The organism is Chelativorans composti, from assembly GCF_039541695.1.
In the GTDB taxonomy this organism is placed as follows: domain Bacteria; phylum Pseudomonadota; class Alphaproteobacteria; order Rhizobiales; family Rhizobiaceae; genus Chelativorans; species Chelativorans composti.
Genome location: NZ_BAABGS010000021.1, coordinates 253,661 through 276,977 on the forward strand (window position 1 = coordinate 253,661; position 23,317 = coordinate 276,977).

General features: G+C 63.4%; 25 protein-coding genes and 4 tRNA genes. 18 read left to right on the forward strand and 11 right to left on the reverse strand.

The annotated features are described in order from the left end of the window. Positions 1–220: 220 nt before the first annotated feature. The 4 genes from ABD906_RS09635 to ABD906_RS09650 all read left to right on the forward strand — a co-directional run bounded on the left by ABD906_RS09635 (position 221) and on the right by ABD906_RS09650 (position 2,924). A complete protein-coding gene (locus tag ABD906_RS09635) occupies positions 221–1,093 on the forward strand; it encodes a glycoside hydrolase family 108 protein (protein WP_345099219.1) in 873 nt (290 codons plus the stop codon). A 1-nt stretch (position 1,094) separates the two neighbouring features. Next, complete coding sequence (locus tag ABD906_RS09640) at positions 1,095–1,304, forward strand: hypothetical protein (protein ID WP_165278487.1); 210 nt, start codon at positions 1,095–1,097, stop codon at positions 1,302–1,304. After that, on the forward strand, positions 1,304–1,519 hold the full coding sequence (locus tag ABD906_RS09645; RefSeq protein WP_345099220.1) for a hypothetical protein: 216 nt from the start codon (positions 1,304–1,306) through the stop codon (positions 1,517–1,519). The genes ABD906_RS09640 and ABD906_RS09645 overlap by 1 nt, the downstream gene beginning before the upstream one ends. Positions 1,520–1,832: 313 nt before the next feature. Beyond that, entirely contained in the window at positions 1,833–2,924 is a 1,092-nt protein-coding gene (locus ABD906_RS09650; protein ID WP_345099221.1) for a sensor histidine kinase, read from the forward strand. Positions 2,925–3,125: 201 nt separating this feature from the next. Here ABD906_RS09650 and ABD906_RS09655 read toward each other — a convergent pair whose 3' ends face one another. Further along, on the reverse strand, positions 3,126–4,052 hold the full coding sequence (locus tag ABD906_RS09655; protein ID WP_165278484.1) for a manganese catalase family protein: 927 nt from the start codon (positions 4,050–4,052) through the stop codon (positions 3,126–3,128). Here ABD906_RS09655 and ABD906_RS09660 point away from each other — a divergent pair. After that, positions 4,051–4,281, forward strand: coding sequence for a hypothetical protein (locus ABD906_RS09660; RefSeq protein ID WP_165278483.1), 231 nt, complete (start codon positions 4,051–4,053; stop codon positions 4,279–4,281). The genes ABD906_RS09655 and ABD906_RS09660 overlap by 2 nt on opposite strands. 398 nt (positions 4,282–4,679) lie before the next feature. Here the strand turns inward: ABD906_RS09660 and ABD906_RS09665 are convergent, their stop codons facing one another. From ABD906_RS09665 to ABD906_RS09680, 4 genes are all read right to left on the reverse strand, one after another. Continuing rightward, on the reverse strand, positions 4,680–5,180 hold the full coding sequence (locus tag ABD906_RS09665) for a RidA family protein (protein ID WP_345099222.1): 501 nt from the start codon (positions 5,178–5,180) through the stop codon (positions 4,680–4,682). Between the two features lie 75 nt (positions 5,181–5,255). Next, positions 5,256–5,657, reverse strand: coding sequence for a c-type cytochrome (locus tag ABD906_RS09670; RefSeq protein ID WP_165278481.1), 402 nt, complete (start codon positions 5,655–5,657; stop codon positions 5,256–5,258). Between the two features lie 26 nt (positions 5,658–5,683). After that, positions 5,684–7,285, reverse strand: coding sequence for an NAD(P)/FAD-dependent oxidoreductase (locus tag ABD906_RS09675; protein ID WP_345099223.1), 1,602 nt, complete (start codon positions 7,283–7,285; stop codon positions 5,684–5,686). A gap of 717 nt (positions 7,286–8,002) precedes the next feature. Continuing rightward, a tRNA-Val gene (locus ABD906_RS09680) sits at positions 8,003–8,078 on the reverse strand. Between the two features lie 201 nt (positions 8,079–8,279). On the opposite strand from ABD906_RS09680, the gene ABD906_RS09685 reads away from it, so the two are divergent. From ABD906_RS09685 to dusA, 3 genes are all read left to right on the forward strand, one after another. Continuing rightward, positions 8,280–8,356, forward strand: a tRNA-Asp gene (locus ABD906_RS09685). A 313-nt stretch (positions 8,357–8,669) separates the two neighbouring features. Then, a tRNA-Asp gene (locus tag ABD906_RS09690) sits at positions 8,670–8,746 on the forward strand. A 235-nt stretch (positions 8,747–8,981) separates the two neighbouring features. After that, positions 8,982–9,935 carry a tRNA dihydrouridine(20/20a) synthase DusA gene (gene dusA, locus ABD906_RS09695; RefSeq protein ID WP_378188597.1) on the forward strand — a complete coding sequence of 318 codons (954 nt, stop codon included), beginning with the start codon at positions 8,982–8,984 and terminating at the stop codon, positions 9,933–9,935. Between the two features lie 97 nt (positions 9,936–10,032). Here dusA and ABD906_RS09700 read toward each other — a convergent pair whose 3' ends face one another. Both ABD906_RS09700 and ABD906_RS09705 read right to left on the reverse strand, forming a co-directional pair. Beyond that, on the reverse strand, positions 10,033–10,731 hold the full coding sequence (locus ABD906_RS09700) for a retropepsin-like aspartic protease family protein (RefSeq protein WP_345099225.1): 699 nt from the start codon (positions 10,729–10,731) through the stop codon (positions 10,033–10,035). A 3-nt stretch (positions 10,732–10,734) separates the two neighbouring features. Beyond that, the gene (locus ABD906_RS09705) at positions 10,735–10,944 is read right to left on the reverse strand and encodes a DUF1289 domain-containing protein (protein WP_165278638.1); all 210 of its coding nucleotides are present in this window, start codon (positions 10,942–10,944) and stop codon (positions 10,735–10,737) included. 314 nt (positions 10,945–11,258) lie between these two features. Between ABD906_RS09705 and ABD906_RS09710 the strand changes: the two genes are divergently transcribed. From ABD906_RS09710 to ABD906_RS09725, 4 genes are all read left to right on the forward strand, one after another. After that, complete coding sequence (locus ABD906_RS09710; protein WP_345099226.1) at positions 11,259–11,846, forward strand: thermonuclease family protein; 588 nt, start codon at positions 11,259–11,261, stop codon at positions 11,844–11,846. Next, the gene (locus ABD906_RS09715; RefSeq protein ID WP_345099227.1) at positions 11,833–12,444 is read left to right on the forward strand and encodes a glutathione S-transferase family protein; all 612 of its coding nucleotides are present in this window, start codon (positions 11,833–11,835) and stop codon (positions 12,442–12,444) included. The genes ABD906_RS09710 and ABD906_RS09715 overlap by 14 nt, the downstream gene beginning before the upstream one ends. Positions 12,445–12,471: 27 nt before the next feature. After that, on the forward strand, positions 12,472–13,086 hold the full coding sequence (locus ABD906_RS09720) for a uracil-DNA glycosylase family protein (protein WP_345099229.1): 615 nt from the start codon (positions 12,472–12,474) through the stop codon (positions 13,084–13,086). 100 nt (positions 13,087–13,186) lie between these two features. After that, positions 13,187–13,678 carry an Lrp/AsnC family transcriptional regulator gene (locus tag ABD906_RS09725; RefSeq protein ID WP_345099230.1) on the forward strand — a complete coding sequence of 164 codons (492 nt, stop codon included), beginning with the start codon at positions 13,187–13,189 and terminating at the stop codon, positions 13,676–13,678. A 109-nt stretch (positions 13,679–13,787) separates the two neighbouring features. Here the strand turns inward: ABD906_RS09725 and ABD906_RS09730 are convergent, their stop codons facing one another. From ABD906_RS09730 to ABD906_RS09745, 4 genes are read right to left on the reverse strand one after another with little or no spacing between them, the layout of a single operon-like run. Further along, on the reverse strand, positions 13,788–15,416 hold the full coding sequence (locus tag ABD906_RS09730) for an ABC transporter ATP-binding protein (protein ID WP_345099231.1): 1,629 nt from the start codon (positions 15,414–15,416) through the stop codon (positions 13,788–13,790). After that, the gene (locus tag ABD906_RS09735) at positions 15,413–16,285 is read right to left on the reverse strand and encodes an ABC transporter permease subunit (RefSeq protein ID WP_165278473.1); all 873 of its coding nucleotides are present in this window, start codon (positions 16,283–16,285) and stop codon (positions 15,413–15,415) included. The genes ABD906_RS09730 and ABD906_RS09735 overlap by 4 nt, the downstream gene beginning before the upstream one ends. Further along, on the reverse strand, positions 16,282–17,226 hold the full coding sequence (locus ABD906_RS09740) for an ABC transporter permease subunit (RefSeq protein ID WP_165278472.1): 945 nt from the start codon (positions 17,224–17,226) through the stop codon (positions 16,282–16,284). Before ABD906_RS09740 ends, ABD906_RS09735 begins: the two co-directional genes overlap by 4 nt. A 45-nt stretch (positions 17,227–17,271) precedes the next feature. Then, on the reverse strand, positions 17,272–18,753 hold the full coding sequence (locus ABD906_RS09745; protein WP_165278637.1) for an ABC transporter substrate-binding protein: 1,482 nt from the start codon (positions 18,751–18,753) through the stop codon (positions 17,272–17,274). A gap of 219 nt (positions 18,754–18,972) precedes the next feature. Here ABD906_RS09745 and ABD906_RS09750 point away from each other — a divergent pair, with 219 nt between their 5' ends. From ABD906_RS09750 to ABD906_RS09775, 6 genes are all read left to right on the forward strand, one after another. After that, a complete protein-coding gene (locus tag ABD906_RS09750; protein ID WP_345099232.1) occupies positions 18,973–19,710 on the forward strand; it encodes an alanyl-tRNA editing protein in 738 nt (245 codons plus the stop codon). Between the two features lie 131 nt (positions 19,711–19,841). Further along, on the forward strand, positions 19,842–20,690 hold the full coding sequence (gene sseA, locus ABD906_RS09755) for a 3-mercaptopyruvate sulfurtransferase (RefSeq protein ID WP_345099233.1): 849 nt from the start codon (positions 19,842–19,844) through the stop codon (positions 20,688–20,690). Then, complete coding sequence (locus tag ABD906_RS09760; protein ID WP_345099234.1) at positions 20,690–21,247, forward strand: GNAT family N-acetyltransferase; 558 nt, start codon at positions 20,690–20,692, stop codon at positions 21,245–21,247. Before sseA ends, ABD906_RS09760 begins: the two co-directional genes overlap by 1 nt. 171 nt (positions 21,248–21,418) lie before the next feature. Continuing rightward, positions 21,419–21,976 (forward strand): OmpA family protein, encoded by a 558-nt coding sequence (locus tag ABD906_RS09765; protein WP_165278468.1) that lies wholly within the window; start codon positions 21,419–21,421, stop codon positions 21,974–21,976. 226 nt (positions 21,977–22,202) lie between these two features. Further along, positions 22,203–22,493, forward strand: coding sequence for a Dabb family protein (locus tag ABD906_RS09770; protein ID WP_345099235.1), 291 nt, complete (start codon positions 22,203–22,205; stop codon positions 22,491–22,493). Positions 22,494–22,977: 484 nt separating this feature from the next. Continuing rightward, positions 22,978–23,055, forward strand: a tRNA-Pro gene (locus ABD906_RS09775). The last annotated feature ends 262 nt before the right edge of the window (positions 23,056–23,317 follow it).

Sequence of the window (23,317 nt, forward strand, 5' to 3'; positions counted from 1 at the left end):
GCGCCGCAGCGGTATGGCGACTGCCCTGGCTCTGACTGCGCGACACTACCGTACTCTTCCGTGGAAAGAACAAGAGCGCGCCGTCTTTTCGGCGTGATGCTCACGCCTTGGCGCGCAAGGCGGCCCGTGCAGTGGCCATTCTCAAGTCTCGACTCCTTTGTCCCCGTGCGTGCGCCTGCCCGTATCCTGCAGCCAGGGCGCAGCCTGACGGAGAAAGGCAATGGAGGGAAATTTCGACAGGGCGCTGTCGCTGGTGCTGAAGCATGAAGGCGGCTTTGTCCAGCACAAGGATGACCCTGGGGGCGCGACCAACAGGGGCATCACGCTGGCCACATACAGGAGGTTCAGGAAGAGTCCGGTTTCGGTCGAGGACCTGCGGGCAATTTCCAACGAGGAAGTGTGGCAGATCTACCGGCAATTCTACTGGGACGTCATTCGCGGCGACGATTTGCCGTCGGGTATTGATTACGCCGTGTTCGATTTCGGCGTGAACAGCGGCCCCGGCAGGGCAGCCCGTTTTCTGCAGCGGATCGCCGGTGTCTCTCAGGACGGCGTGATCGGCCCCATCACCCTGGCTGCCGTGCGCGCGCTGCCGCCGGAGCAGCTGATCACGACCCTGTGCAATGAGCGTCTTTCCTTCCTCAAGCGGCTCCCCACCTGGCACGTCTTTGGCAAGGGCTGGGGAAGGCGGGTCGAGGATGTGCGCCGCGAAGCACTGGCGATGGCGGAAACGCCCGCAGCGTCGGACAGTGAGGAACCCGCCCGGCCGGTCGCAGCCTCGCCCGCCGCTGGCGAAGTCGACGGGCAAGAGCCTTCTGTGGAAGCAGCGGCCTCGCCCGACGGGGTGGTTCCGGGGACCATTGCGGTTGCGTCATCGCCCGTGTCCTCGTCTGCCGCTTCCTCCGGGCCCGGAACTGAATCCGCAAGGGAGTCCACGCCGCTCTCTCCACCGCCTTCCGCGCCATCGCCCGCATCCGGCAGACATCCGGCACCTCTTGCGGTGATGGCGGGCATTGCCGCAGCCGTTTTGGTGAGTGTGGCGGGTGCGCTGACGTATTTCTGGAACCGGATCCTGGCTTTGTTTGGAGGCTGATATGTGGGATCGCATTTGCAAGTTTTTCCATGACAGCGAAACGATTTTCTGGGCGCGCCTGCAGACCGTGATTGGCACCCTTGCCGTGATGGCGACCTATACCGACACGTCTCTCGTCACCCCGTTGCTTCCGGCAGAAGCGTTGCCCTGGTTCCTGTTCATCAATGGCGTGGCGACCGAATACCTCCGCCGCAGAAGGTCGGACATCTGATGGTGGAGGCACTGTTCTATCTGATCACTGCCGGACTGGCTGTCCTTGGCCTTGGCGCCCTGTGGGCGAAGGCGGAGAACGCTGGCAAGGCGAAAGGGGAGGCAGAATATGCCAGGCGTCGTGAGGAGGAGCTTGCGCGGATCATTCGTTCTGGTGCTGCCCGTCCTTCTGGCAGCGTGCGAGACGACCCCTTCAACCGGGACAATCTCGAATGAGGTGTGTCTGATCTGGCGGCCGTTGACCTACTCGGCCCGGGGCGACACGCCCGAGACCGTTGAACAGGTTCGCGCCCACAATGCCCGTCGGCAGGCCTATTGCGAGCATAGGCCGCCGGCGGCGCTGGCGCCTATTCTTTCGGTGCCCATTGATGGATGCTTCCAATGGATGCAGCCAGTGTGAGCGTGCTCGCCGCGTGCTTTCCTTCTTGTGCTTTGACATTTACCCCGAAAGTTTTTTGATAAACTTTTCACATTCCGCCATTTGCATGGTGGCCGGAAGGCGTTGGTAATCGAGTGGTGGGTACAATACTTGAGAGCGGATCTGTACTTCGTTCCCGAAGCAGGTGAGGCCGCCAGGGCGGTGAGGCAGCTGGACTGGTCGGCGACCCCGCTGGGCCCGCCGGAAGGCTGGCCTGTGCAACTCAAGACGGCAGTTCAGATCATGCTGGCGTCTTTGTTCCCCAAGGCGGTGATCTGGGGACCGGATTACACGACCATCTACAACGATGCGTTCCGGGCGATCATCGGCGAAACGTCCGGGTGGATGGGCAAGCCACTTGACCAGATCTGGAAGGATGCCTGGGACGAACTGGGTCCCATCACACGAAAGGCCTTTGAAGGCGAAGCCACCTACATCGAGGACTATCCGCTGCTCGTCAGCCGCTTCGGCCATTTGGAGCAGTGCTATTTCACCTTCTGCTACAGTCCGATCCTGGACAGCGACGGCCGTGTTGGCGGCGTGATGAACACGCTGATCGAAACCACCGGCAAGGTGGAGGCGGAGCGCAACGCGAAGCTTATCAACACCGAACTCGCTCACCGTATCAAGAACACCTTCAGTATCGTTCAGGCGATTGCCACCCAGACATTCAGGACGGATGGCGAAAGCGAGCACCTGCGCAGCTTCGGCAGCCGGCTGCATGCGCTGGCCAATGCCCACGAGGTGCTGCGCATGGGCCGCAATTCGAGCGGCTCGATAGAGAACATCATCGGCGGCATCACCGCGTCGCTGGGCGTGGAAGACCGGGTCCACATGGAAGGGCACCCGATCACGATTGGCCCCAAGGGCGCGCTGTCGATGTCACTGGTGGTTCACGAGCTGATGACCAATGCCATGAAATACGGCTCGCTTTCGCAGCCGGAAGGCATTGTCACCATCTCCTGGAAGAGCGGCTGGCAGGACGGCGAGCCGACGCTCTATTTCTATTGGGAAGAGACGGGCGGGCCGCGCGTGCGCCAACCGGCGGCTAAGGGTTTCGGTTCCCGCCTGATTGAAATGGGCCTTCTGGGAACCGGTGATGTCCGGATGATCTACTGGCCGGAGGGCCTTCAGGCCGTCATGACGGCGCCGCTACGTCAGATCCAGAGCGAGGGGCGTCTGGACACGGCCGAGGGCACGTAGGCAAGCCTGCCGGGCGGGTTTCTGCCTGGCTGACCGAAACGCAACGGGACGATGCGGAACAGGCTGGCGTTGCGCATCCAGCCCGCCCGCGCCGACCGGATTTCTCCGGTCAGCACATGTCCTCCTGGCCGCCGCTTTGGTTGTCGCAGTTGCCCGTCGGACCTTTTTCGGGCCGCCGCAACGCGGGCGCCATGCGGACCGTCACCGCGACTTTTGGTAAAGCTTTGTCGCGATCTCGAACATTTCCTCCGGCGCGTAATCGGGTGTGAAGGCTGACGGTGTTCCCACGAGGTCGTGGATCTTGCCGCCGTCCGGCATGCCGTCGATCACCTCGAGTTCACCGGGCGGATCGGAGGGCAGGGCGGTCTCGCCATTGCCCCAGATGCCCGCCATTTCCTTGTAGTCGGACGGGCTGAACGTGTAGAGCCGCCGGTGCGATCCCTCCGCCAGATATTTCTGGCACTCGGGGATCTTGTCGAGGGGAATGTTGGGCGTCGGCAAGAACTTGTCCAGGTCCACGCCCGTGATCTTCTTGAGCGCCAGCGCATAGGCATGCGCATGAACCGAGCCGCGCACCAGGAGATAGCCGCAAACCTCCCGACCCGTGGGATCGCTCAGGCTCTCGTAGACACGCAGCTTGTGGAGCCGTGCCCCGCATTCGAGATGGAAGTTGTGCAAGAGGTCAACGATCACGTTACCCGTCGTGGTAACCATGTCGGCGTTCCAGCTCATGGCGTTGCTGTTGATCGGCATGGAGCCGCCGGCGTGTGAAAAGAACGATCCCGCCAGCCGCATGTCCTTCATGACCTCGAACGGTGCGCCGGAAATGTCGCCGCCGTCACCGGTGTCGTCCGCGTTGCTGTCGGGGCCGTTGGCCAGCATCGCGACGCCGTTGCTCACCAGCTCCACATGTCCCAGTTCCTCCGCCGTGATGGCGGCCACCAGGCTGTAGAATGGCCGCAGTTTGCTTTTTGACCGGAAATTGAAGCTCTGGAAGAGATAGTTGCCCAGGGTGGACATCTCTCCATACTTTCCGCCGAGCAGCTCCTGCAGGGCTGCGGCGGCATTCGGGTCCTGCCTCGTCGGGGCCGGCAGTTCAACCTGCAACTTGTCTACGCGCAAGAACATGGGTCACCTCCTCAATGCCCCCGCCGCGCATATCGAACTGAAGAAGGGCGAGATGGTTCCAGAGCGCGCGGATGCTATTCGCTTCGGCTCGGCTGATGCCGCGCGGGACGGGCTACGGCTGGAGGAACCGACGGTTCGCAACGGCGGCGGTTTGACCCGCCGGGAGGCATGGTTCCGCTTTCCGATGTTCGGTTTCCGGCTCCGCAAGGTCTGGTGGTTGGACGCCTAACGGCTTCGGATTTCGGCTCCCTGCAGGAGCCCTTGGAGATGCTGGAAATTGGGAAGGGGCCGCAGCGACTGCCCCAATGACGAGGGGAAATGCAAAGAGCCGGGGAGCCGCTGCAGGTGTCTGTCTTTCACACGCCCCGCCGTGCCGCACTGATGCAGATCAAAAGGAAAAAGCTTTCTTCCTGACGGCGCGCAAGTGGCATTCCGGCGGGCCGGAAAAGCGAAGGCACATGCCTGCCCTGAACCGGTTCATGTCATGCTGGGAGGTTGGCCGGTTCGGCGGGACTGCCTGCGTCCGACCGGTTTTCCGGTGCGGAGGCTTCGAAATAAAGGGACAATTGAGCAAGGGAAGGCAATTCACCGTCGCCCCGGATTGACGGTGAATTGCTTGGCGCCGCGTTACGGACGGACGGCGATCACTTCGATTTCAACCAGGTAGCCTGGATTGGCGAGGCCAGCCACCTGGAAGACCGAGCGGGCCGGCAGGTTCGGCTGTTCCTCGGTGCCGAAGAACTGCGTGTAGCCTTCCATGAAACCGGCGAAATCCATCGTGCCTTCCTTGGCCGGATCGCCGACCAGGAACACCTGCATCTTCACGACGTCGCCCATCTTGAGGCCGAGGTCGGCCAGGGTCTTTTCGATCGACGTGAGGACGGAGACCGTCTGGGTCTTGGTGTCGCCATAGGCTTCGATGCTGTTCTTGTCCGCCGACTCGTTGACGCGCGGGGGAACCGCGCCGCTGACGTAGACGGTGGTCTTGTCGGCCTGCACCTCCACGGCGCGGGCGATTGGGAAGGTTGAGTTCGGCGTCTTGTGGCGGATGACGTCCTCGGCCATCGCTCCCGAGGTGGCGAGAAGTCCGGCGGCAATGCCGGCGGCACCAATCAGATACTTGATCATGTCGAAACTCCTGAGGATCACCTGAAACGTGATGGGTAAGGGCGGCGCCGCGTCGGGGCGCCGCCGGGACCGCGGTTAGCGGTGAGCTGCGACTTCCTCGGCAGTCACCTCGGTGGTGTAGACGTTGCCGAAGTTCGTCCGGATGTAGTTGACCACTGCCGCGACCTGCTCGTCGGACATCATCCTGCCGACCGGCGGCATGCCCTTGAGGCCGTTGATCAGCACGAAGACCGGATAGCTGGCTTCCTCGAGATTCTCGTTGTTGGCAAGCGACGGATAGACACCCGCGCCGGTTGCGCCTTCGCCGGAAGGCATGTGGCAGGCGGCGCAGACGCTGGCGTAGAGTTGCTCGCCCGTCGCGGCGCCGAACTGCCGGCCCTCGCTGAGGGTGATACCTGCCGAATCCGCGCTCGCGACGGAGGTTGCCAACATCAGCGCGCCGGTCATGCCCAGCATCAGTCTGGAAATCTTCTTCATGCTCGTTTCCCTCACATATCGCTGGATTAGCCGGCCATCACGCGCTGATGCAGGCGGGTAATGGCGTCGAGTGACGAGAGGATCGCGCCTTCCATCCAGGCGGGCAGGTAGGAGGCGTGTTCGCCGGCGAGCACGATGCGGCCGTCGATCTCGCAAAGGTTCTTGTAGTGCTCCTTACGTGCCTCGTCCGACCAGTCGCCCGCGCAGCCCAGCGTGAAGGGCGAGCGGTGCCATGCCCAGGAGATGCCGTTCTCGAACTCCTCCTTGTACTGCGGATGGATCTGCGCGCCGTACTCGACGCACTTGGCGACGCGCTCCTCCGGCGTCATGGCGGTGAACTCGTAGGAGTTCGGGCCATTCCAGGTGTAGCAGCCGAGCACCACGCCCTTGCCGGTCGATAGGTAGTCGTTGCTCGGGTAGGAGATCTGGCGGATCGGCAGGTCGGTGTAGCTGATGCCGCCGAAGATATGCTCGTCCTCTTCCCAGAAGCGGCGCTTGAACTGCAGGCCCACCTTCACCGACGAGGCATAGGGGACGGCCCGGATGGCCGCGGCCATGGCATCGCCGACGTTCATCTCGATCTGGCTGAGCACGGTCAGCGGGATGGTGCACACGCACCAGTCGGCCGAGACCTTGTTGACCGTGCCGGGCTTGGTCGTGTCCTCGTAGTAGGCGGTGACGCCGCTCTCGTCCTGCTCGATCTTGATGACCTTGGCGTTGTAGGTGATCAGGTCGCCGACCTCGCGGGCGAATGCCTTGCCGATCATGTCCATGCCGCCGGCGGGCTGGAACATGGTGGTCTGGAACTCGTAGTTCGCGAAATTGCCGAGCGAACGCCAGAGACCGGAGTTCAGTACGTCGGAAAGCGACAGCGGCGTGCTGGGAATGGGCTCGCCCGAGAGGCCGCCGCCCGGATCCTTCTTGAACCCGCGGAACTCGCTGTTGCGGACGCTTTCCTTGTACTTGTAATCGTTGTCGAGGATGCCCCAGCTCTTCAGCGCCTGCAGGAGGATTTCCTGGTCCTCCTTGGTGACTTCCTCGTCAAGCGCACCCTTCTGGGTGGTCTTCGCCAGGAGTTCCGAGACGTGACCTCGCAGGTCCGTCATGATGTCACGCACCCGCTGCGGCTTGCCGCCGAACGCCTTCGTGTTGTGTAGGAAGGCGTTGCGGTTCAGCTGCTGGAACGGCTCGAGCTTGACGCCGAGGCGGCGGCAATAGTCGAGCAGCGCATGGTGATGGTACGGGATGCGCCAGGGGCCGGGATTGATGTAGAGGCCCTCGTCGAATTCGCACTTCTGCGTGTAGCCGCAGAGTTCGGTCACCACGTCGCCGCCGCGAATGGTCCAGTTGCGGCCGCCCGGGCGGTTGTTGAATTCGAGGATCTGCACCTTGTAGCCGGCCTGGCGCAGTTCGAGCGCAGCCGTCATGCCGGCGAGGCCGGCGCCGAGAATGAGCACCGAGGCGCCTTTAGGGTCGCCCTCGAGCTTGATGGGTCCCTTGTATCCGGATTCCTGGGCAAAACCCAGGTTCGTCATGGCGTGGTACATGGCCGCGCCGCCTGCCGCGACGCCGATCATCGCAAGCAGATCGCGCCGGTTCATGCCTTTGGTCTTGCTGAGCTTTTCCATTTAGCACCCTCTTAACGAACAGCCAGGTCGGAGCGTTCTTGGGAGGATGGTTTCCCCTCTGGACTGTTCTGGTCTGAGCCTATCGGGCAGTGAAAAACTCCGTCAATCATGATTTGATGAAAATATGTGCGACAATATATGCATGATTAAAAAGTAGGCATACATGCTCGCGCCGACGGCAAGTGGAGATGTTTATCGGGATTTGTTGCGTACACCTAAACGGTCGCATGCTATTGATAACTTGGAAGAAGTGTCAGGACTGGCGTGCCCGCGTTGTGGGCATCCGGCTTCGCTCCGCTTGTGGATGAACACGGGTCGGCAGGTTGGCTGAAGCTTGGGATCGCAACCGCCAATTGATGGTGCTGCACAGGGGCTCACCCGCCTGCGAGATGGGGCGTGCTCCGGTGAAGAGATGTGCTTCTGGCGCGGACATGTCGCTTCCGTCATCGTGTCGGCTCGCGGTCCCTTCTTTCGTCCCGTCGTCAGGTTGGGATCCCTGTCTGATTCGGAATGCGTCTGTGGATCGAAGGCTGGCGCCGGCGAAGAAGCGCGACGGCGATTAAACTTGCCCTTAATGCCACTTCGGCGCTGCGGTCTTTCGTGGCCGGTGATCGGGACAAACGGCAGGAAGAAAAGAGCAAGAAGGGAACGGCTTGCCCCGCACCTAGTTCCAGGCCGCCCCGCACCTGCAATAAAGTCAACGGCTTAGGGTATGGGTGGTGGGCGATGAGAGACTCGAACTCCCGACATCCTCGGTGTAAACGAGGCGCTCTACCAACTGAGCTAATCGCCCGCCGCGCGCAGAAGGCTGCGCCAGCTATAGTGACGACCCTTTAGGCATTTCCGCCCGGAACCGCAAGGGGAAAAATCGCTTCCACAGGTTCGGAGGGCTGAACGCGAAAAAGTGCGCGATCCTGCTTGACCCCTGTTGACACGAATCTCGTTAGCCACTAATTGAGCGCCATCGCTTCGGAACGAACCGAGGCGGTGAAGCGCGGGTGTAGCTCAGTCGGTTAGAGTGCCGGCCTGTCACGCCGGAGGTCGCGGGTTCGAGCCCCGTCACTCGCGCCACTTTCTCTCCGAGAAGTCTTCTCCATAGAAATCCCCCTTGAAGAGACTATATTCGTTCCGCGGCGGTTGAACCGCCCTGATGCCAGCCGTTCGCATTGCTCGTGCGATGTCGGCCGCTTGCGCTCGAGGCGATTCCCGCTTTGTGGGAGCCTACGGGAACGGGTAGGCAAACCCCGGTCAAGGGAGCGGACGGCGAGGGATGTTCAGCGTCCCGCGATTTTCGTGGGGAATTGTTTGTGATGGCTCCCAACCATTTGACACGAATCTCGGAAGGCTCTAAACGGTCGCCGTCGCTGCCGGTTGTGGCAGCTGCGCGGGTGTAGCTCAGTCGGTTAGAGCGCCGGCCTGTCACGCCGGAGGTCGCGGGTTCGAGCCCCGTCACTCGCGCCATTTCTCTCTCTGCACAAGGCACATGAGTTCGATCGCCGGTGCCCGACCGATGGGGAGGACAGGGAACGCGGGTCCGCTGTCGGTGCGCAGCGCCCTCGCTGCAAGCCTTGCGTCCGATCGTCAATAACGCCATATCGTGGCTGCGGCACACGCCGGAAACAGTGCTTTTGAACGGACCTGGATTGCTGATTTGACCCTCTACGCCGCCGGAAAGAAGATCTTCAGCGTCGCGCCCATGCTCGACTGGACGGATGCGGCGTGCCGCTATTTCCACCGCCAGCTCACGCGGCGGGCGCTGCTTTACACCGAGATGGTTGTGGCCGATGCGGTCATCCACGGCAACCGCGAGCGCCTGCTCGGTTTCGACCCGGCAGAGCATCCGGTGGCCCTCCAGCTGGGCGGCAGCGATCCGGCGAAGCTCGCCGAGGCTGCGCGCATCGGCGCGGACTTCGGCTATGACGAGATCAATCTGAATGTCGGCTGCCCGTCCGACCGGGTGCAGTCCGGCACCTTCGGGGCGTGCCTCATGAAGACGCCAGAGATGGTGGCAGATTGCGTGGCGGCTATGAAGTCCGTGGTGAGCATTCCCGTGACCGTCAAGTGCCGCATTGGCGTCGACGATCAGGACCCGGAGGAGGCGCTCGACCGTATCGCCGATGGTGTCTTCTCCGCGGGTGCGGACGCGCTGTGGGTGCATGCCCGCAAGGCCTGGCTGCAGGGTTTGAGCCCGCGGGAAAACCGTGACATTCCCCCGCTCGTTTATGATCGCGTCTACCGGCTCAAGGCCAGATTGCCGAATCGATTCATAGGCATCAACGGCGGTATTCAGACGCTGGATGAAGCCCTTCAACATCTGATTCAGGTTGACGGCGTGATGCTGGGACGCGCGGCCTACCAGAATCCGGCGATCCTCGCCGAGGTCGATCGCCGGGTCTATGGCGAAGAGGGCGTCTCCCCGGACCTGACCGATGTCGTCGCCGCCATGGCGGATTATGCCGCGCGCCACATTGAAAAGGGCGGCAGGCTGAGCCACGTCACGCGCCACATGGTTGGCCTGTTCCACGGCCGTCCCGGCGCGCGTCGCTTCCGGCAGATCCTGTCCTCGGATGCGACCCGTCCCGGCGCGGGCCCCGAGGTGCTCATGCAGGCGCTGGCTGAGGTCGATCTGTCCGCGGCTGAGGCAGCCTGAGCTTCTGCCCTATCATCGTCCCTCATGCCGTGCCCGTCGAGGCACAAGTCTGTGGAGGCACGAAAGCTGTTCGCTGACTGGGGCAGGGGCCCCGGGGTCAGTCTGTAAGAATCAGCCGGCTGCCGCGCATCTCGAAGCTTGAGAGGCTACCGAGGAACTGCATGCCGAGCAGGCTCTGCTCCAGCCGCCCGCGCTCCGCCACCATCACCGGAACGTTCTTCCGCTCGATTCCGCCGAGCTTCAGGCTGCGCACGGTCGTGCGCGCGGCGCTGGCGCGGCCGTTGGCGGTCATCACGGGCGTGGTAAAGCTCAGCTCCCTGACCTTGATCCCGGCCCGCCTTGCATCCTCGTAGGTGAGGACGGTAAGCGAAGCACCCGTGTCCACCAGCGTACGCACCAGCGTGTCATTCACCTCGATCCGCGCCTCGAAATGTCCGTTGGACGAGCGGTCCAGCATGACCGAGATCCGGTCGTCCTTGCTGATGCTCATCGGGCTGCCGGGGATGAGCCCGGCCGTGAGCCGGTTCCCCAGGTCCTGCAGTTCGTACCGGTACTGGTATCCCGTCATCAGGATGAGGATCAGCAGCAGCCAGTAGGCAAGATCGCGGAACATGTACGACATGCGTCGCCGTGAGCCGAGAATGCCGACGGCAATCACGGCAGCCCAGAGGCTCATGTAGAGGGCGGAGGCAAACTGGTTGTCCGGCATGCCGAACACGAAGCCCTCGTCATGATTGGCGATGAGCAGGATCAGCCCCACGGCCATCACGCTCATGACAATCCAGAACAGCCGCATGGGTCACGCCCCCGTTTTGCCTGCGGGACATTTTTCCCCGTCACGGAGTGCAGCCAGCCTGGCCGCCAGGCCCGCCATCACGGCGCGCCGCTTCTCCGGTGTAAGGGAAATCCAGGCCGCGATCTCGTCGCGCGTGCGTCCGCAGCCGGTGCAGAACCCGGTTGCCTCGTCGATCATGCAGATACGCACGCAGGGTGTTTCCATCGCCGCCATGGAGAACAGATGGCCCCATGCGCCGCAAAAGGCAAGGGACGGAAATCTGTGTGCAGCGCTGCCGTCAACCGGCTTGCCGGTCGACATGACGAATCAATGACTTGTAGACTCCCCTCAAAACCCTGGTTGAAGCGGATGGTTTCGCAGCACTAATGTCGAAGAAGCGCTTCGCGCCCCGAATTGATGAAGGCCGCGGCGCGGGATGGCGGCGCAGCTTTGCTGCCTCTGCTCGGGCTTCAGGTGGCTGGCATCGTCGGGGCAGCGGCAGCAAGCCCAGCGGCTGGCGCAGATGGCTCGCGCGGGGTGGGAGCAGGATGAGAGACTGGCTCCTGGCCGCCGCCATCGTCGTGCTGCTCGCCAACCTGGCCATCGGCATCGACCATTCCGGGCGGCAGGATCTGAGCGGCCGCGCGACCGTCGCAGACGGCGACACACTGACCGTGAATGGCGTCCGCATCCGCCTGAAGGGCATCGATGCGCCCGAACTCGACCAGCTATGCCGGCGTGGCGAGGAAACCTACGCCTGCGGTCGCGCGTCCAGAAGCCATCTCGTGCAGCTCGTTGGCGGAGCGCGCGTGACATGTTCGAATCAGGGGCGCGACCGCTATGGCCGTGTGCTGGGCGTTTGCGAGGCCGGTGGCCGGGAACTCAACCGCGCCATGGTGGAATCGGGCTGGGCGGTCGCCTATGGTGGCTACACCGCGGAGGAAATGCGGGCGCGAGCGGCCCCCGCGGGCCTGTGGCAGGGCGCGTTCGACCGTCCGCTGGCGTGGCGCCAGGGCGACCACAGCGTGGCCGAGGACGGTACGGGGTGGCTGGCGCGGATCTGGGATCCGGTGGTCGATCTCTTCGCGAGGTTGGTGTCCTTTGTAACGGGAGGAAATGCGGATGAAGCTGTATGACGGTGGCAGGGCGCCCAATCCGCGCCGGGTGCGCATCTTTCTGGCGGAGAAGGGCATAGAGGTTCCGCTTGTCCAGGTCGACATCGGCAAGCTGGAGCAGAAGGGCACGGAGTTTTCTCGCATCAATCCGCTTCAGCAGGTGCCTGCGCTCGAGCTTGATGACGGTGCGATCATCACGGAAAGCATCGCCATCTGCCGCTATTTCGAGGAGCTTCATCCTGAACCCGCTCTCTTCGGCCGCGGCGCGCTTGGCACGGCGCTGGTCGAAATGTGGCAGCGCCGCGTCGAGTTTCATCTGCTTCAGGGCGTGCAGTACGTTTTCCGCCACACTCATCCGGCCATGAAGGAGATGGAAGTGCCGCAGGTGCCCGCCTGGGCCGAAGCCACCCGCCCGAGGGTGTTGAGTTTCCTGCGACTTCTCGACCGGGAGCTGGCAGGCCGCCCCTTCATCGCGGGCGAGGAATTCTCCGTTGCGGACATCACCGCCCTTGTCGCCGTGCAGTTTATGAAGCCGGCCCGCATTGACATGCCCGAAGGTCTTGCCCATCTGGAGCGCTGGTACAACTCTGTTGCAGCCCGCCCCAGCGCCTCCGCCTGAGCAAGGGGCTGCCCGTCCGCACCGGGAATGACCGAAGACCTCGAAACGCTTCTGCAGGAAATCCGCGCCTGCCGGATCTGCCGCGAACGGCCTGACGGCCCGTGCCTTCCGCACGAGCCGCGTCCCGTGCTAGTCGTTTCCACCGAGGCACGTATTCTGATTGCCAGCCAGGCGCCGGGCATGCGCGTGCATGAGACCGGACTGCCGTTCAACGACCGCTCCGGCGACCGCCTGCGCAGCTGGATGGGAGTGACCCGCGAGGAGTTCTACGATCCGAAGCGCTTCGCCATCGTGCCGATGGGGTTCTGCTTTCCCGGCTACGACCGCAACGGCGGCGATCTGCCGCCGCGGCGGGAATGCGCGCCGCAGTGGCGTGCTCGCGTGCTGGCGCACATGCCGCAGGTCGAGTTTATCCTGACCATCGGCCAGTACGCCCAGGCTTGGCATCTCGCGGGCCGGCGCCGAGGCAGCCTCACCGAGACGGTGCGGGAATGGCGGGCCATTCTGGAAAGCCCTGCAAGCCCTCGCGTGTTGCCTCTGCCGCATCCGTCCTGGCGAAACACGGCCTGGCTGAAAAAGAATCCCTGGTTCGAGGAAGAGCTGGTTCCGGCACTGAAACGCGAGATCCGGGCAAGGATTTGACACGGGGCTGTCGCAACCTTTCCGATATGTAGAAATATTTTTCTTGAAAAAGCGACCGACGGCGGCCAAATTTTGAAAAATTTTTCTAAAGAGTACCCCCATGGATCGCCTGGACAGAAAAATCCTCCGCCTCTTGCAGGAAGACGCAACCCTGGCCGTGGCCGACATCGCCAAGAAGGTCGGCCTGTCGACCACGCCGTGCTGGCGCCGTATCCAGAAGCTGGAGGAAGAGGGCGTCATCCAGAAGCGGGTTGCGCTGCTCAATCCGGAGAAGGTGAACGCGCGCGTCACGGTCTTCGTGTCCATCCGGACCAACGCGCACAATCATGAATGGCTGAAGCGCTTCTCCGAGGTCATCAAGGAATTCCCGGAGGTCGTGGAATTCTATCGCATGAGCGGCGACGTGGACTATCTGCTCCGCGTGGTGGTGCCGGACATCGCGGCCTATGATGCCTTCTACAAGAAGCTGATCAGCAAGATAGAGATCCGCAACGTCTCTTCGGCCTTCGCCATGGAGCAGATCAAGTACACGACGGAGCTGCCGCTCGACTACATGATCCTCGACAAGGAACCGGCCACCAGCTCGAACTGAGGGCGGAGGTCGCTTTTCTGCAAACAGGGGAATCTGGTTTCTGCTGGTACTCTGACGCTGGGAATGTGTCCAGCTTGAAGCCGGAACGAAGTTCGAGAGCAAAATCCTCTTACGCCCGAGTCCCTTGCAGCCGCCTGTTGAGGGCCTGAGTCAGGTCCGGGGCGGCGGCGACCAGCGCGCGAGCCGGTTCCGTCTTCGGCGAGACAAGCACGTCCTCGGTGGGGCCGCGCTCGACGATCCGCCCCTCGTGCATCACCATGGTCACGTCGCAGATCGCTCGCGCCACGGTGAGGTCATGAGTGATGAAGAGATAGGCGAGACCCAGCCTGCTGTTGAGTTCCGCAAACAGGTCGAGGATCTGCGCGCGGATTGAGACGTCGAGTGCCGATACGGGCTCGTCAGCGACGATGAGCTTCGGCCGCGTGATGATCGCCCGCGCGATCGACAGCCGCTGCCGCTGGCCACCGGAGAACTCGTGCGGATACTTGTCCATGTCGGCGGGAGAAAGCCCCACCTGTTCCAGCGCTTCCGCCACGCGGTCGCGCTTCTCCCGCGCCGACAGGCGCTTGCCCAGAAGATGCAGCGGCTCGCCCACCAGCCGCTCCACGCGGTGGCGCGGGTTGAACGAGCCGTAAGGATCCTGGAACACCACCTGCAGGTCGCGGCGTATCTCCTTGAGCTCCGGTTCTGTGCAGTCGGCAAGATCCGTGCCGCGAAAAAACACCGATCCCGCCGTCGGCCTGTCGAGCGCCAGGATCATGCGCGCAAGTGTCGACTTCCCGCAGCCCGAGCGGCCGACAAGCGCCACCGACTGCTTCTGGTGCATGGAAAAGGACACATCCTGAACGGCAGCGAAGCTCCTGCGCGGCCCGAACAACGACGTTCGCCGCAGCGGATAGTGGCGGCTGACATTCTTCACCTCCAGCAGCGGTTCGGCCTCCGGCGCAATCTCCGGTACCTTCGCCCGCGCCGGCACGTGCATGGAGGCTTCCGCGAGCTGGCGTGTGTAGGGATGGCGCTGTTCCCGCAGGATTTCCGTTGCCGGACCGGAATCCATCACCTCGCCATGACGCACGATGGTGATCCGGTCGGCAAGCTGCGCCACGACCGCGAGGTCGTGCGAGATGAGCAGCAGGCCCATCTGCTGCTCCTCCACCAACTCTCTCAGCAGGTCGAGGATCTGTGCCTGGATCACGACGTCGAGCGCCGTGGTGGGCTCGTCGGCAATGAGCAGCTTCGGCTTCATCGCGCAGGCCATGGCGATCACCACCCGCTGGCGCTGGCCGCCCGACAGTTCGTGCGGATAGCGGTTGAGCGGAAACCGGCTTTCCGGCAGGCCGACACGGTCGAGTATCGCCCGCGCGTGCGCCTCCGCGTCAGGGCGGTTCGCGCCCGTGTGCCAACGGATTCCCTCCGCCACCTGCTCGCCGATGGTCTTCAGTGGATTGAGCGCCGTCATCGGCTCCTGGAACACCATTGCGATTTCCGCGCCGCGCAGGCGGTTCATGGCGGTCTCGGGAGCGGCGAGGATGTCCACGCCGTTGAGGTTGACGCGGCCGGTGGCCGTCATGCCATGGGGCAGGAGCTTCATGACGCTGAGCGCCGTCATCGACTTGCCGGAGCCGGACTCGCCCACCAGCCCGACGATCTCGCCCGGGTTGATCGCGAGGCTGATGCCCTTGAGGATCGGCAGATCCCCGAGCAAGACATGCAGGTTTTCGATATCGAGCAGGCTCATCGCGGGCGCCTCTGCCTGGGGTCGATGGCATCGCGCAGCCCGTCGCCGAGAAGGTTGAGTCCGAGGACGGTAAGCACGATTGCCATGCCGGGGATGATGGCGAGGTGAGGGGCGATGGCGATGCGCGTCTGCGCGTCGAACAGCATCCGTCCCCAGGAGGGCATCGGCGGCTGCGCGCCAAGCCCGAGATAGGAGAGGCCGGCTTCGGCGAGGATGCCAAGTGCGAACTGGATCGTGGCCTGCACGAGCAGCAGGTTCGCGATGTTGGGCAGAATGTGCTCGATGGAGATCTTGAGTCCGTCCTTGCCCGAGGCGCGCGCGGCCAGGATGAATTCGCGCGGCCAGATGGCAAGTGCCCCGCCGCGCGCCACCCGCGCGAAGACGGGCACGTTGAAGATGCCGATGGCGATGATGGCATTCACAGCGCCGGGACCGAAGATGGCGGTGATCATCACCGCTGACAGCAGCGACGGGAACGCGAAGATCACGTCATTGGCGCGCATCAGCACCTCGTCCATCCAGCCGCCTTTGGCGGCGGCCCAGAGGCCGAGCGGAACGCCGATACCCATGCCGATGCCGACCGCCACCAGCGCCACGGCGATGGAATTGCGCGCGCCCAGCATGATCATCGACAGGATGTCCCGCCCGAGATGGTCGGTGCCGAGCGGATGCGCCCAGGAGAAGCCCTGGATGCGACCGGCGACCGCCACTCGTGTCACGTCGTAGGGCGTCCAGAACAGCGACACCAGGGCCATCACTGCGACGGCGAGCGTGATCGCGAGGCCGATCACGAAGGAAGGCCGCGACAGCGCCCGCCTCAGCACGTGCTTTTCCGGTTCCGGCGTGAATATGGGCGTCTCGATTGTCATCGGCCGGTCCTCAGGCGCGGATCGACCAGCGCGTAACAAATGTCGACCACGAGGTTGATGAGGATCACGCTGGCCACCAGCAGGATGACGACGCCCTCGACCACGATCAGGTCGCGCTGGTTGATCGCCTGGAAAATGAGCCGCCCGAGGCCGGGCAGGTAGAACACGTTCTCGATGATGATCGTGCCGGCGAGCAGGAACGAGAACTGCAGGCCGAGGATGGTGAGCACCGGGATCATCGCGTTCCTTAGCGCATGCCGCCATAGCACCTTGCGCCGCGGCAGGCCCTTGGCGCGTGCCGTGCGGATGAAGTCCTCGCCAAGGGTCTCGATCATCGCCGAGCGGGTGACGCGCGCAAGGATCGCCGCCTGCGGCAGAGCAAGTGAGATGGCGGGCAGGATCAGTGCCTTGATGGCCTGCAACGGATTGCTCCAGCCGGGAAAGCCGCCCGAGGGCAGCCATTGCAGCCCCACCGCGAAGACATAGACGAGCAACAGCGCCAGCCAGAAGTTGGGCAGCGCGATGCCGATCTGCGCCGTGCCCATGGCGATCGTGTCGCTGAGCTTCCCGCTGCGCGAGGCGGCGAAGACGCCGACCGGAATGGCGACGGCCGTGGAAAGGAAAAGCGAGATCAGCGCCAGCGGCAGCGACACGGCCAGCCGTTCGCGCACCAGTTCGATCACCGGCGTCGAATAGGTGTAGGAGCGCCCGAGGTCTCCGGTGACGAGACCGCCGAGCCAGTCGAGGTAGCGCAGCGGCGCGGGCTGGTCGAGGCCCATTTCCTGCCGCAGCGTCGCCACGGTTTCGGGGCTCGCGTTCATGCCCAGCATGATGCGGGCGGGGTCACCGGGCAGGATTTCGAGCACGGCGAACACCACCACGGATGCGAGGAGCAGCGTGACGAGCCCGATCGACAGTCGCTTTGTGACGTAGCTGGCCATGAGCGTGTTACGCCGCGCCCTCGCTGGTGGTGTTCTGGCGCAGGACTAGTCCGTCCAGCGCACCTTCGTCAGATCGTTCGCCTGAATGGGCGAATTCTCCCACATTCCGACGAGCTTCGCATCCCAGACGCCCACCTTCGGCAGCTGGAACAGGAACGCGTTCACCGCATCCTCGGCGATGATGCGCTGCGCCTTGCGGTACAGTTCGTTGCGCTTCTCCGGATCGACTGTCGCGTCGAGTTCCGCCATCACGGTTTTGAACTCCGGATTGTTGTACCCGAAATAGTAGCCGTCGCGGCCGTAGATATCGATGTCGTTCGGTTCAGTGTGCGAGATGATGGTGAGGTCGAAGTCCTTGTTGGTGAAGACCTGCTCGAGCCACTGCGCCCATTCCATCGGGATGATCTCGAGCTTTATGTCGACTTCGGCAAGCTGCGACGTCACGATCTCGCCGCCGACGCGGGCGTAGGTCGTGGGCGGCAGCTTGATGGTTGCCGAGAAGCCGTCCGCAAGGCCGGCCTCGGCAAGCAGCTGCTTCGCCTTCTCCGCGTCATGCGGATAGAGCCCGGTCAGATCCTCGTAGGCCTCGTTCGCCGGCGAGAAGTGCGAGCCGATCGGCTGCCCGAGCCCGTTGCTCGCGCCAAGGATGATTTCCTCGCGGTCGATGGCATGGGAGATGGCCTGGCGCACCTTGAGATTGTCGAACGGAGCCTTGGCGTTGTTCATCGCCAGGATGGTCTCGCCTTCCGTCGAACCGATGACGACGGCAAAGCGCGGGTCGGCCTTGATCTGTTCGAGCGCGTCGCTCGCCGGGAAATTCGGGAAGGCCTGCACATCGCCCGAGAGCAGGGCGGGGACGGCTGCCGCAGCATCCGGCACGAAGCGGAACTCGGCCTTTTCCAGCGCCGCCGGCTCGCCCCAATAGTCGGGGTTGCGGACGAGCGTCACCGATGCGCCTCTGGCCCAGCGGTCGAAGCGGAAGGGACCGGTGCCGACCGGCTTCTCCTTGTTGGTCTCGGCGCTCTCCGGTGCCACGATCACCGCGTCGCCCCAGCCCATGTTATAAAGGAACGAGCCCTGCGGGCGCTTGAGCGTGACCTTCACGGTGAGCGGATCGACCACCTCCACGGTGTCGATCGCGGAAAACAGCACCTTCTGGGCATTGACGGAATCTTCGGCCCGGGCGCGGTCGAGCGAGAACTTCACGTCCTCCGCGTCGAACGTCGTGCCGTCATGGAATTTCACCCCGGCGCGCAGCTTGAACGTGTAGACCTTGCCGTCTTCGGAGACCTCCCAGCTTTCAGCCAGGCCGGGCAGCACTTCGCCGTTCGGTCCGATCCTGGTCAGGCCCTCGAAGACGTTGGCGTAGAGGATTTCGTCTATCGCCCCGGCGGCGCCGGCCGTGGGGTCAAGGTGCGGCGGTTCCAGGACGACGCCGATGACGAGATCGGTGCGCGCGCTCAGGGCGGCATTGGCCGACGCCAGCGTGATCGCTGCGGCGCCGAACACGGTCACAAGGCTTTTCATCAGAGGCTCACTCCCGCATGTGATCCAACGATTGCCGCCCTTCATCCTCACTCCGGTACGGCGGCAACGTTTGGGCGAAATCCATCGCCGATTAAGCAGTATTTCGCAAGCGCGAAATACGTTCATTTGTAGGGCATGGCCCAAACCGGTGTGCATTATGGGCCTTAACAAGCACGAGGGATGACCGTATCGTCCTGTCCCGTTGCAAGGGGACGCCGCATGCCAACGGAAACGGTCTTTCGTGAGGAACCATATCTGAAAACCCTTGACGCCGTCGTTACGGGTATCACCCCGGATGGCCGCATCGTGCTCGACCGCACGATCTTCTACGCCACCTCGGGCGGCCGGCCGGGCGACACTGGCCACTTCGTGCGCGAGGACGGCTCGCGCATTTCCATCGCCACCACCGTCACCGGGGAGACCAAGGAAGACATCCTTCACGTTCCGGCCGAGGGCTCGGCTATGCCGCGGGTTGGGGAAAGCGTGAAGCTCTTCATCGACTGGGATCGCCGCTACCGGCTGATGCGCATGCACACGGCCTGCCATCTGCTGAGCGTCGTCTGCCCGTTCCCGATCACGGGCGCTGCCGTGGGCGAGGAGGAGTCGCGCGTTGACCTCGACATCCCCGATCCGACCTACACGCGCGAGCTGGTCACCGAGCGGATCATGGAGCTGGTGAACGGAGACCATTCGGTCTTCACCCGCTGGATAAGCGACGACGACCTGCGCGCCAACCCGACGCTGGTGAAGTCCAAGAACGTCCGGCCGCCGATGGGGGCAGGGCGCATTCGCCTCGTCTGCATCGGCGAGGATTCGTCGGTCGATAGCCAGCCCTGCGGCGGCACCCATGTCGCCCGAACCTCGGAGGTCGGCGAGATTCACATCGGCAAGATCGAGAAGAAGGGCAGAGAGAACCGCCGCTTCCGTCTGCGCTTCGGCCCGCTGCCGGCATCCTGATGGCGCGTCAGTGGATCGTGTCGGCGGTCTGATCTGGGGTCCGATGGCCGCACGGTCCACTTAGTGCTTGCCGTGGCAGATCAAATCCAGTCTTCTGCCGGAAGTACATCCGCTGAGATCAGGGTGTGGATATGAGTGAGAAAAGCCGATTCGTGGTATCGCCTGACTGGCTCGAGCAACACCTGGACACGCCGGGCGTCTCGATCGTCGATGCCTCGTGGTACCTGCCGTCCCAGGGCCGCAATGCCGAGGCCGAGTACAACGCACGGCATATCCCCCGTGCCGTGTTCTTCGATCACGAGCTGATTTGCGATCCGGAGTCGAAATATCCCCATACGCTGCCGCATCCGCGCCAGTTCGAGCGATTTGCCAGCGCCATGGGCATCTCCGCCGACGACACGATTGTCGTCTACGACGGTCCGGGCTTGATGTCGGCCCCGCGCGCCTGGTGGATGTTCCGCGTCTTGGGGGCCAGGAAAGTTTTTATCCTTGACGGCGGCTTCGATCGCTGGAAAGCTGAGGGCCGGCCTGTCACCGACGAACCCACGCCCATCGCCGGCAGCGCCTTCATCGCCCATTTCGACGAGAGCCAGGTGGTTTTCCTCGACGAGATGCGCAAGCTCGTGGAGAACGGCGCGCAGATCGCGGACGCCCGTTCCCATGGCCGCTTCACGGGTGAGGAACCGGAGCCACGGCCTGGCCTGCGCGGCGGCCACATGCCGGGAGCCGTAAGCGTTCCGTTCAACACGCTCTCGGAAAACGGCGAGCTGCTGCCGGTGGACAAGCTGCGCGAGAAACTGGCGGCGGCCGGTCTCGATCTCAGCAAGCCGACGGTGACCTCGTGCGGCTCCGGCATCACGGCCGCGGTCATCTTTCTTGCCCTCGAATCCGTCGGTGCGAAGGGCACACGGCTCTATGACGGTTCCTGGAGCGAGTGGGGCGCCCAGCCCGATACGCCGGTGGTGACAGGGGAAAAGTGATGTCCGACGCGGAAGGGCTGCGGGTAACGGTCACCCATCTGCAGATGCACCGCCCGCCGGAGCGCTATCCCCACGCCCCGCTGGGTTTCCAGCTTGCGCTGCTCAAGTGCCGTGAGATACCGCTGCACTTCTATCGCTACATTTACGATCGGGTTGGCCGCAACTGGCACTGGACGGCCGCCCTCCGCCTCGACGACGAGGATCTTCGCGAGCGCCTGGCCGACCCGGCGCGCGAGGTCCATGTTCTCTACATCCACGGCGCTCCGGCGGGCTTCTTCGAGCTGCTCCGGATGGACGGCGGCCAGGAATGCCGGCTGATGCTCTTCGGCCTCATGTCCCATGCGATCGGCAAGGGGCTTTCCCGCTGGTTCCTGGGCTGCGCCATCCGCCGCGCCTGGGAACTCGGTCCGAAGTTCGTTTCTGTGGAAACCTGTACGCTCGACCATCCTGCCGCCCTGCCGCTCTACCAGAAGATGGGCTTCGTGCCGGTGAGCCGCAGGGAAGTGCTGGAGGTGCCGTTGTCCGACGAGGAGCGGGCCAGGATCCTCTTCCGTTAGTGCGCCGCGGACCACATCGGACGGGAGTTCTGCGCGGGGGCGGTTCTGTCTCCCCGCAGTCGCAATCCGCCAAACGTCCTGCGTGCAATCTGAACGGTTTGTGACTGTAATATTCACGTTACTTTCAGGTCTTCTGCTGCATGGTGCCGGCACGTTTCAAGGAGGCACACCATGATCAATAGGCGCAATGCTCTGTTCCTGTTTGCTGCGGCGACGATGGCGCCGGCTGCAGCTCTGGCGCAGCCGAGGATGCCGGATGAGGGGATGATTCTCCGCCGTCTGGAGGCTGCACCCCGCGAGCGCATCCGTCCCGAGGACCGGGTCACCATCGAACAGTTCAAGCGTCGTCCCGACCTGCGCCGCCGCGCGCCGTCGATCGACATTCAGGCGATCAATTTCCAGTACGACTCTGCCGAGATCGACCCATCCCAGTATTCCAAGGTTGAGCGCATCGCGTCGGCGCTCAAGCGCATCCTGCGCACCCGTCGTGGGGCGCGCTTCCTGATCGAGGGGCACACCGACGCTGTGGGCTCGCAAGAGTATAACCTGCGGCTGTCCGAGCGCCGCGCCGAAGCGCTGAAGCGCGTGCTGGTTCGCCGTTACGGCCTGCCGTCCCACGCGATCGACACGGTCGGTTATGGCAAGCAGTTCCTGCTGGTCCAGACGCCCTACGAGAGCTGGGAGAACCGCCGCGTCACCATCCGGCGTATTGATGATTTCATCCGATGAGACCATAAGGCGCCCCTCGCGGGCGCCTTCGAGTTCGTGAGTCTACTGGCGAGGCTTCGGGAACCGCGAAGCCTTGTGTCAGTTTCGGGGAGGCATGCCCTAGCCACGCCATGCGGGCTGCAAAGGCAGGCAGGACCCGGGCGGCAGGAATCTTGAAGGCAGCCCTGACGGGCAGGAGGCCTGGACAAGCCGGGACGCCCGGAAGACGCATTGCATTGGAGTTTTCATGATCCGTCACATCGTTTTCTTTTCCGCCCGAGATCCCGAGGACGTGGACCGGATTGCCCAAAGTCTGTGGAAGCTGGCCGAAATCCCCCACAGCGACTTCTTTGAGATCGGTATCAACCGGAAGGTTGACCTGTATGCAAACGACGTGGACGTGATCGTCTACGCCGAGTTCGCCAACGAGGAGGCGCTGGCCGCCTACAAGGCCCATCCGATCTACGAGGAGACGACAAATCGCGTCCGTCCTATGCGCGAGTTGCGTTACGCGGCGGATTTCGTGTCGATCCGGTAACCCGCCGTCGCTGCGAAATTCAGGATAATGCGGCTCCGGTTCCTGGATCGGAGCCGCGAAAACACGAATGGCCGGGGCAATTCAGAGTCTCCATGCAGCTCTTTGAGCAGTTCCTGGAAACGTGGAACCGGTATTCCGTCCTGAACTGTGACAAAACAATTGCTCCAGCCGCTCCGGCCCTGTCAAAGCCGCCCGCAACACGGTGGGGTCCCGCAGTCGGCCGGAGGGCCGATGTGTCCGGCGGTTGAACGAACCTCCGCCAGGGCAGGGCCGCTCTGGACCGTCCGGCCAAGCCTGATTCGCGACTGTGTCGGGGCGCGGGCCTCGGGCACGGTGACCCGCGCGCCGATGGGTAGGAGGGGAAGGGGCGCTGTTCGACCCCGCGGTTCCCTTGTGGATTGCTGGGCCTCGAGGTCATGAAACGGCGGCGGATGCAAAAAGTACTTGCACCATGTGAGCGGGTTATATAGGGGATTGCCTTGTTCGGAGCGTAGCGCAGCCCGGTTAGCGCACTAGACTGGGGGTCTAGGGGTCGTGGGTTCGAATCCCGCCGCTCCGACCATTTAATTTCAAACACTTAGACCGACCTCAACCATCTAAGCATAGATTTTATTGCCAGATTGTAGGCGGCAGGAGCTTTCGGACACAGATCGCCCGCCGACTCGTGGCTGACGGGCGCTGCTGTATGGTGTGCGCTGTGGACAACCATCAAGCGTGAGATTGAACCGCGCCGGGTTTGCCGGAGGCTGATTTGGTTTAGTTACGCGGCCATGGCTTCAGTTTCCAGAGCCGCGTAGAAGTTTGCCTCGGCTTCGGCGGGCGGG

What these genes read in the sequence shown, in the direction of transcription:
- ABD906_RS09750 (WP_345099232.1), top strand. Translation starts at nt 18,973, where the DNA reads ATGCCAACGGAAACGGTCTTTCGTGAGGAACCATATCTGAAAACCCTT.
- ABD906_RS09640 (WP_165278487.1), top strand. Translation starts at nt 1,095, where the DNA reads ATGTGGGATCGCATTTGCAAGTTTTTCCATGACAGCGAAACGATTTTC.
- ABD906_RS09700 (WP_345099225.1), bottom strand. Translation starts at nt 10,731, where the DNA reads ATGCGGCTGTTCTGGATTGTCATGAGCGTGATGGCCGTGGGGCTGATC.
- ABD906_RS09715 (WP_345099227.1), top strand. Translation starts at nt 11,833, where the DNA reads ATGAAGCTGTATGACGGTGGCAGGGCGCCCAATCCGCGCCGGGTGCGC.
- ABD906_RS09735 (WP_165278473.1), bottom strand. Translation starts at nt 16,285, where the DNA reads ATGACAATCGAGACGCCCATATTCACGCCGGAACCGGAAAAGCACGTG.
- ABD906_RS09665 (WP_345099222.1), bottom strand. Translation starts at nt 5,180, where the DNA reads ATGATCAAGTATCTGATTGGTGCCGCCGGCATTGCCGCCGGACTTCTC.
- ABD906_RS09710 (WP_345099226.1), top strand. Translation starts at nt 11,259, where the DNA reads ATGAGAGACTGGCTCCTGGCCGCCGCCATCGTCGTGCTGCTCGCCAAC.
- ABD906_RS09720 (WP_345099229.1), top strand. Translation starts at nt 12,472, where the DNA reads ATGACCGAAGACCTCGAAACGCTTCTGCAGGAAATCCGCGCCTGCCGG.
- ABD906_RS09645 (WP_345099220.1), top strand. Translation starts at nt 1,304, where the DNA reads ATGGTGGAGGCACTGTTCTATCTGATCACTGCCGGACTGGCTGTCCTT.
- dusA (WP_378188597.1), top strand. Translation starts at nt 8,982, where the DNA reads ATGCTCGACTGGACGGATGCGGCGTGCCGCTATTTCCACCGCCAGCTC.
- ABD906_RS09655 (WP_165278484.1), bottom strand. Translation starts at nt 4,052, where the DNA reads ATGTTCTTGCGCGTAGACAAGTTGCAGGTTGAACTGCCGGCCCCGACG.
- ABD906_RS09760 (WP_345099234.1), top strand. Translation starts at nt 20,690, where the DNA reads ATGTCCGACGCGGAAGGGCTGCGGGTAACGGTCACCCATCTGCAGATG.
- ABD906_RS09635 (WP_345099219.1), top strand. Translation starts at nt 221, where the DNA reads ATGGAGGGAAATTTCGACAGGGCGCTGTCGCTGGTGCTGAAGCATGAA.
- sseA (WP_345099233.1), top strand. Translation starts at nt 19,842, where the DNA reads ATGAGTGAGAAAAGCCGATTCGTGGTATCGCCTGACTGGCTCGAGCAA.
- ABD906_RS09730 (WP_345099231.1), bottom strand. Translation starts at nt 15,416, where the DNA reads ATGAGCCTGCTCGATATCGAAAACCTGCATGTCTTGCTCGGGGATCTG.
- ABD906_RS09765 (WP_165278468.1), top strand. Translation starts at nt 21,419, where the DNA reads ATGATCAATAGGCGCAATGCTCTGTTCCTGTTTGCTGCGGCGACGATG.
- ABD906_RS09745 (WP_165278637.1), bottom strand. Translation starts at nt 18,753, where the DNA reads ATGAAAAGCCTTGTGACCGTGTTCGGCGCCGCAGCGATCACGCTGGCG.
- ABD906_RS09740 (WP_165278472.1), bottom strand. Translation starts at nt 17,226, where the DNA reads ATGGCCAGCTACGTCACAAAGCGACTGTCGATCGGGCTCGTCACGCTG.
- ABD906_RS09675 (WP_345099223.1), bottom strand. Translation starts at nt 7,285, where the DNA reads ATGGAAAAGCTCAGCAAGACCAAAGGCATGAACCGGCGCGATCTGCTT.
- ABD906_RS09660 (WP_165278483.1), top strand. Translation starts at nt 4,051, where the DNA reads ATGGGTCACCTCCTCAATGCCCCCGCCGCGCATATCGAACTGAAGAAG.
- ABD906_RS09725 (WP_345099230.1), top strand. Translation starts at nt 13,187, where the DNA reads ATGGATCGCCTGGACAGAAAAATCCTCCGCCTCTTGCAGGAAGACGCA.
- ABD906_RS09670 (WP_165278481.1), bottom strand. Translation starts at nt 5,657, where the DNA reads ATGAAGAAGATTTCCAGACTGATGCTGGGCATGACCGGCGCGCTGATG.
- ABD906_RS09770 (WP_345099235.1), top strand. Translation starts at nt 22,203, where the DNA reads ATGATCCGTCACATCGTTTTCTTTTCCGCCCGAGATCCCGAGGACGTG.
- ABD906_RS09705 (WP_165278638.1), bottom strand. Translation starts at nt 10,944, where the DNA reads ATGGCGGCGATGGAAACACCCTGCGTGCGTATCTGCATGATCGACGAG.